At 41.0% G+C, this 6,844-nt stretch carries 4 protein-coding genes, 1 rRNA gene and 1 pseudogene; 5 read left to right on the forward strand and 1 reads right to left on the reverse strand.

Annotation, left to right across the window (positions count from 1 at the left end; all coding sequences use genetic code 11):
* The first annotated feature begins 28 nt into the window (after positions 1-28).
* The 5 genes from rrf (at position 29) to aceK (ending at position 6,724) form a co-directional block, all read left to right on the forward strand.
* Positions 29-144, forward strand: a 5S ribosomal RNA gene (gene rrf / locus EAE91_RS22710).
* A gap of 572 nt (positions 145-716) precedes the next feature.
* A complete protein-coding gene (metA, locus tag EAE91_RS22715) occupies positions 717-1,646 on the forward strand; it encodes a homoserine O-acetyltransferase MetA (RefSeq protein ID WP_214090443.1) in 930 nt (309 codons plus the stop codon).
* Positions 1,647-1,945: 299 nt separating this feature from the next.
* On the forward strand, positions 1,946-3,544 hold the full coding sequence (gene aceB / locus EAE91_RS22720) for a malate synthase A (RefSeq protein WP_214090444.1): 1,599 nt from the start codon (positions 1,946-1,948) through the stop codon (positions 3,542-3,544).
* A 96-nt stretch (positions 3,545-3,640) separates the two neighbouring features.
* Positions 3,641-4,948, forward strand: a complete 1,308-nt coding sequence (gene aceA / locus EAE91_RS22725; protein WP_214090445.1) for an isocitrate lyase — start codon at positions 3,641-3,643, stop codon at positions 4,946-4,948.
* Between the two features lie 51 nt (positions 4,949-4,999).
* Complete coding sequence (gene aceK, locus EAE91_RS22730) at positions 5,000-6,724, forward strand: bifunctional isocitrate dehydrogenase kinase/phosphatase (protein ID WP_214090446.1); 1,725 nt, start codon at positions 5,000-5,002, stop codon at positions 6,722-6,724.
* A 6-nt stretch (positions 6,725-6,730) separates the two neighbouring features.
* Here the strand turns inward: aceK and EAE91_RS22735 are convergent.
* Positions 6,731-6,844 (reverse strand): annotated as a pseudogene (locus tag EAE91_RS22735) (IS5/IS1182 family transposase); the annotation flags it as partial.

Consider the following 6,844-nt stretch of genomic DNA (forward strand, 5'->3'; position numbering starts at 1 on the left):
CACAACGGCCGGAATAAAACCGAATATGCCTGGCGGCGATAGCGCGGTGGTCCCACCTGACCCCATGCCGAACTCAGCAGTGAAACGCCGTAGCGCCGATGGTAGTGTGGGGTCTCCCCATGTGAGAGTAGGGAACTGCCAGGCTTTAAATACAGTGGAAACCCTCAGCGTAAGCTGGGGGTTTTTGCGTTTGTACGACATGCGATGCATACGACAGTCGCTTTGGTGCCATAAACGTTACGATATTTGTCAACGTTTGCTTTTGTTGACTATACGTTATCTGTTATCTGTTATCCCCAGGTACTTTGCATCCCGAAATTACTTTAATACATTATCGATTCATAAAATAATTTTGTTTCTTTCGTGGAATATATGGTTTCTATATTTATAGTTCCGAAATTTAATTATTTGTATATTTCGTTTTTTTATATTAAATTTTTCAATGCTTAACAATAATATCATTGAATTTTAAGGGATTTATTTCAATATTTAAATAATATCAGTTAACTGTTTTTAATTTTAAAGATAAAATTAAAATTATTTCATTTTTATAATATTAAAAATTATTAATTATTTATATATTGAATATCGAAATATGACCAAAAATGAAATAATTTCAGCTTACTTGTAAAGCCTCGACATTCTGTTAATACTTAGTTAGATTTAGCTGTCTGGAAGTCTAAACGTGTAAATGGATAAAAAATCGAGGTCATAGCATGCCAATTTGTATACCGGATGAATTACCCGCAGTGAATTTTTTACGAAATGAGAATGTGTTCGTAATGACATCTACTCGTGCGAATATTCAAAATATACGTCCACTAAAGGTATTGCTGCTTAACTTGATGCCAAAGAAAATTGAGACTGAAAATCAATTTTTAAGATTACTATCCAACACGCCTTTACAGGTAGATATCCAGCTACTGAGAGTAGATAACCGGAAATGCAGGAATACGCCCGCTGAGCATTTGAATAACTTTTATTGTGATTTCGAACAGATAAAACACCAAAATTTTGATGGCTTAATTGTTACTGGTGCGCCATTAGGATTAGTTGAATTCGAAGATGTGGCATATTGGGAGCAGATAGAAAGAATAATTGGTTGGGCGAAGGAGCACGTCACTTCTACTCTATTTATTTGTTGGGCTGTGCAAGCAGCTTTGAATATTTTGTACGGCTTACCGAAGCTTACCAGAGAAGTAAAACTATCAGGTGTTTATTATCACTCTACTTTGGAGCCTTTAGCATTATTGACTCGCGGCTTTGATGAATCCTTTTTTGCTCCTCATTCTCGCTATGCAGATTTTCCTGAGCAGGTTATTCGTGAACATACTGATCTGGATATTCTTTCCAGCTCTGAAGATGCGGGGGCGTATTTACTGGCGAGTAAAGATAAGCGCATGGTGTTTGTCACTGGTCATCCGGAATATGATGCTGGAACGTTGGCTAGTGAATATTTACGCGATTTAGCAGCAGGTTTGGAGCCAAAGATCCCAATAAATTATTTTCCAGATAATAATCCAGAAAGAAAACCACTGGCATCATGGCGTAGTCACGGGCATTTATTATTTTCCAACTGGCTGAATTATTATGTGTACCAAATCACGCCATATGATCTTACCTACATGAATCCAACACTGGATTAATATCTTTATAAATGGCTGAAATTCAGCCATTTAACCCTTCTGATTTTTTCTACTTTCCTGTCATTAACACCTGTCAAAATATCGCACTTTTTGTAGTTTATCTTATATAACAAAAACTTAACTAAATGATCTTGTAATTTATGGAATCAATTTCTCTAATTTAAAATAGGCAATATTGAATATAACTTATTGTTTTTTATTGAATAAAAATAAATTTATAAAAAAATGGAAATCGTTTTTGATTTATTTTAAATATCTATTACTCTTATTCAAGTGTGCTTTAAAATGAGGATAGATGAATGACGCAGCAAACTTTAGCGACTGAATTATCGTTTATTAAACGATTTGGAGCAGCAGAGCAGGAGGTTTTGATACCTGAAGCGGTAGATTTTCTGAAAGATCTGGTTGTTCGGTTTACTGATGCACGGAAAAAATTGTTAGTCGATCGGGATATTTGGCAGAAGAAAATTGATGATGGTGAATTGCCTGATTTTATTTCGGAAACCAGTTCCATTCGTGAAAGTGAGTGGGAAATTCAAAATATTCCGGCGGATCTCCGTGATCGCAGAGTAGAAATCACTGGACCAGTAGAACGGAAAATGGTTATCAACGCCTTGAATGCTAATGTAAAAGTTTTCATGGCGGATTTCGAAGATTCCTTAGCACCGGCTTGGGATAAGGTGATTGAAGGGCAAATCAACCTGCGTGATGCGGTTAATGGCACAATTTCTTACGTTAATGAGCAGGGTAAACAGTACCTATTGCAACCAGACCCGGCTGTTCTGATCGCACGGGTAAGAGGGCTTCATTTACCGGAAAAACATGTTCTCTATCAAAATGAGCCAATCGCCGGTGGATTGTTTGATTTTGCGCTCTATTTTTACCACAACCATAAACAATTGCTGGCAAAGGGGAGCGGCCCCTATTTCTACTTACCAAAAATTCAGTCTTACCACGAAGCTCAGTGGTGGAGTGATGTATTCAGCTTTGCAGAAGATCGTTTTGATCTGCCGAGAGGCACAATCAAAGCAACAGTATTGATTGAAACTTTGCCTGCTGTATTTCAGATGGATGAGATTCTTTATCATCTTCGGCACCATATCGTTGGCCTTAATTGTGGCCGTTGGGATTACATTTTCAGCTACATTAAAACACTGAAAAATCATAGTGATCGAGTTTTGCCTGATCGTCAATCTGTCACGATGGATCAACCTTTCCTCAGTGCTTATTCCCGTTTGCTGATCAAAACTTGCCATAAGCGTGGAGCATTTGCGATGGGGGGAATGGCTGCTTTTATCCCCAGTAAAGATATTGAACGTAACAATTGGGTACTAGATAAAGTCCGGGCGGATAAAGAGCTGGAAGCACGTAATGGCCATGATGGTACATGGATTGCCCATCCAGGTCTTGCCGACACGGTGCTGGAAGTTTTCGATAAGGTCTTGGCAGAGCGGCAAAACCAGTTAGATATCTTCCGTGAGGAAGATGCACCGATTACTGCTTCTCAATTGCTGGAGCCTTGCCCTGGTAATCGTACTGAAGAGGGTATGCGGGCCAATATCCGTGTAGCGGTTCAATACATTGAAGCGTGGATTTCAGGAAATGGATGCGTTCCTATTTATGGTTTGATGGAAGATGCTGCGACAGCCGAAATTTCCCGGACATCCATTTGGCAATGGATTCACCATGAAAAATCACTATCCAATGGTAAAAAAGTGACAAAAAGTTTGTTCAGGCAGATGTTGGCAGAGGAAATGGAGGTTATTAAGCAAGAAGTGGGGGAAACACGTTTCAGTCAAGGGCGATTTAGCGATGCGGCTAAGTTGATGGAGCGCATTACAACTCAGGACGAGCTGATAGATTTCCTGACGTTGCCGGGATATCAATTGCTTGATTAGAGCTGTCCCATTAGGGCTACTGAGAGAAATTTAAGTAACAAATAATAACAAAACACCATTATCCGATTAATTTAACAAAGGTAGGAAGTAGAAGTTATGACAATCTCCAGAACTCAACAAATCGCTCAATTGGAACAAGAATGGAAAAGTGACCGTTGGAATGGGATTATCCGCCCGTACAGTGCGGAAGATGTCGTTAAATTGCGTGGTTCGGTTAATCCAGAACATACATTGGCACAACTTGGCGCTAAAAAGTTGTGGGAATTGCTACATGGCAAAGCAAAGAAAGGCTATGTCAACTCATTAGGTGCATTGACTGGTGGGCAGGCATTACAGCAGGCAAAAGCGGGTATTGAGGCGATTTATCTTTCTGGTTGGCAGGTTGCGGCTGATGCTAACACGGCATCCAGTATGTATCCTGATCAGTCCCTATATCCGGTGGATTCAGTCCCGGCGGTGGTAAAACGTATTAACAACAGTTTCCGTCGAGCAGATCAAATTCAGTGGGCAAATGGTATTGATGCTGATCACCAGGAACATATCGATTATTTTCTGCCAATTGTGGCGGATGCGGAAGCAGGATTTGGTGGTGTTCTGAATGCATTTGAATTGATGAAAGCCATGATTGAGGCGGGTGCTGCGGCTGTTCACTTTGAAGATCAACTTGCTGCGGTGAAAAAATGTGGCCACATGGGCGGTAAAGTGCTGGTTCCGACACAAGAGGCTATTCAAAAATTGGTCGCTGCGCGTTTGGCGGCGGATGTTTCTGGCGTACCGACGCTGTTGATTGCTCGTACAGATGCTGATGCAGCCGATCTGTTAACCTCTGACAGTGACACTTATGACAGTGAGTTCATTACTGGCGAACGGACTTTTGAAGGTTTCTTCCGTACCAGAGCGGGTATCGATCAAGCGATTAGTCGTGGTTTGGCTTATGCGCCGTATGCTGACTTGATATGGTGTGAAACATCAACACCTGATATTGAAATGGCCCGTCGTTTTGCTGAGGCGATTCATGCTAAATATCCCGGTAAGTTATTAGCTTACAACTGTTCTCCATCGTTCAATTGGAAAAAGAATCTGGATGATAAGACGATTGCACGTTTCCAGGGTGAATTGTCAGCAATGGGTTATAAATTCCAATTTATTACTCTGGCGGGTATCCACAGTATGTGGTTCAACATGTTCGACTTGGCGCATGCTTATGCTCAGGGTGAAGGTATGAAACATTATGTGGAGAAAGTACAGGAAAGAGAATTTGAATCAATGAACCGTGGTTATACCTTCTCTTCTCATCAGCAGGAAGTTGGTACGGGTTATTTCGATAAAGTCACAACGATTATTCAAGGGGGAACATCGTCAGTAACCGCATTGACAGGTTCCACAGAAGAGCAGCAGTTCTGATTGTTTCTATTCAGCCTGCCTATTGCAGGCTGAATATATTGAGGAGTTGCGATGGGGATAGATTCGGCACATCTGATAGCACAGACTATTTTACAGGGATTCGATGCACAATATGGTCGCTTTCTGGAAGTGACTTCAGGCGCACAACAACGCTTTGAACAGGCTGACTGGCTCGCTGTTCAGCAAGCTATGAAAAAGCGCATTAACCTTTATGATCATCATGTTGGGCTGGTGGTTGAGCAGCTTAAATGTATACACAGTGCTTTTGGATATGATGAAGAGTACATTGCTAAAGTAAAGGTTGTTTATACCAGTTTATTACCGGATTATCCCCGGTTTGAAATTGCCGAAAGTTTTTTTAACTCTGTTTACTGCCGTCTGTTTGAGCATCGTAATCTGACACCGGATAAATTATTTATTTTTACCTCGCAGCCTGCGCGTAGATTTCGGGATATTCCTCGCCCGTTATCGCGTGACTTTTTCCCTAATGGCAATCTTGCCTCAATGTTGCGGACGATACTTAATGATCTGCCGTTGCGTTTATCTTGGGAACATTTAGAGAGAGATATTCGTTATATTACGGACTATCTACAACAGACATTTCCAACCGAAGAATTATTACAGGCAACTTTTCAAATAGCTAATGAACTGTTTTATCGCAATAAAGCGGCTTGGTTAGTCGGTAAAATTCGCATTAGAAATCAAGTTTATCCTTTCTTATTGCCGATCCATCATAACGAATCTGGTGGGATCTTTATCGATACCTGCCTGACTGATTATGCAGATGCTAGCATAGTATTTGGTTTTGCCCGTTCCTATTTTATGGTTTATGCGCCTTTACCTGCGGCTTTAGTTGAGTGGTTGAGAGAAATTCTACCTGCTAAATCAACGTCTGAACTTTATATGGCAATTGGCTGCCAGAAGCATGGTAAAACGGAGTATTACCGGGAATATTTGGCGTTTATTACCTTCTCCAAAGAAAAATTTATGATTGCTCCTGGTGTTAAAGGGATGGTGATGTTGGTATTCACTTCGCCTTCATTTGATCGAGTCTTCAAGGTGATTAAAGATAGATTTGCGCCGCAGAAAGAGGTGACACAGGAGCGGGTACAGGAGTGTTACCGTCTGGTCAAGGAGCATGATCGTGTGGGGAGAATGGCCGACACGCAGGAGTTTGAAAATTTCGTTATTGATAAAGCCCGCATTAGTCCCGAACTGATGGAAGAGTTGCAGAAAGAAGTGCCAGAAAAACTGGAGGATTTGGGTGATAAAATCCTGATTAAGCATCTGTATATGGAACGGCGGATGACACCACTGAATATCTATATGGAAAAGGTGGAAGAACAGAAGTTGAAAGATGTCATCGAAGAGTACGGTAATGCGATTAAACAACTTGCGGCGGCGGATATTTTCCCTGGAGATATGCTGTTCAAAAACTTTGGTGTGACACGACATGGGCGGGTAGTGTTCTATGACTATGATGAAATTTGTTATATGACAGAGGTTAATTTTCGAGACATACCGCCTCCTCGTTACCCAGAAGATGAACTTGCTGGTGAACCGTGGTACAGCGTGGCACCAAATGATGTTTTTCCTGAAGAATTCCGACATTTTCTTTGTACTGACAATCGTATTCGTCGCTATTTTGAAGAGATGCATAGTGATTTATTTAAAGCAGACTACTGGCGGGCGTTACAGGAGCGGATTAGAAGTGGTCATGTGGAAGATGTGTTTGCATATCGCCGCAAACAGCGGTTTAGTCAACGTACTAGGTAGTGTCCCTTAATTATATAATCTCCGGCAAAAGAGTCGAATACAGCCTAATTTCACCATCGACAGATAGTTTCGTGCTGTTTTTTCATAGCGTGTTGCAATACGTCGATTACCTTTCAAAAA

It is taken from the genome of Photorhabdus noenieputensis (assembly GCF_018448935.1).
Taxonomy (GTDB): Bacteria; Pseudomonadota; Gammaproteobacteria; order Enterobacterales; family Enterobacteriaceae; genus Photorhabdus; species Photorhabdus noenieputensis.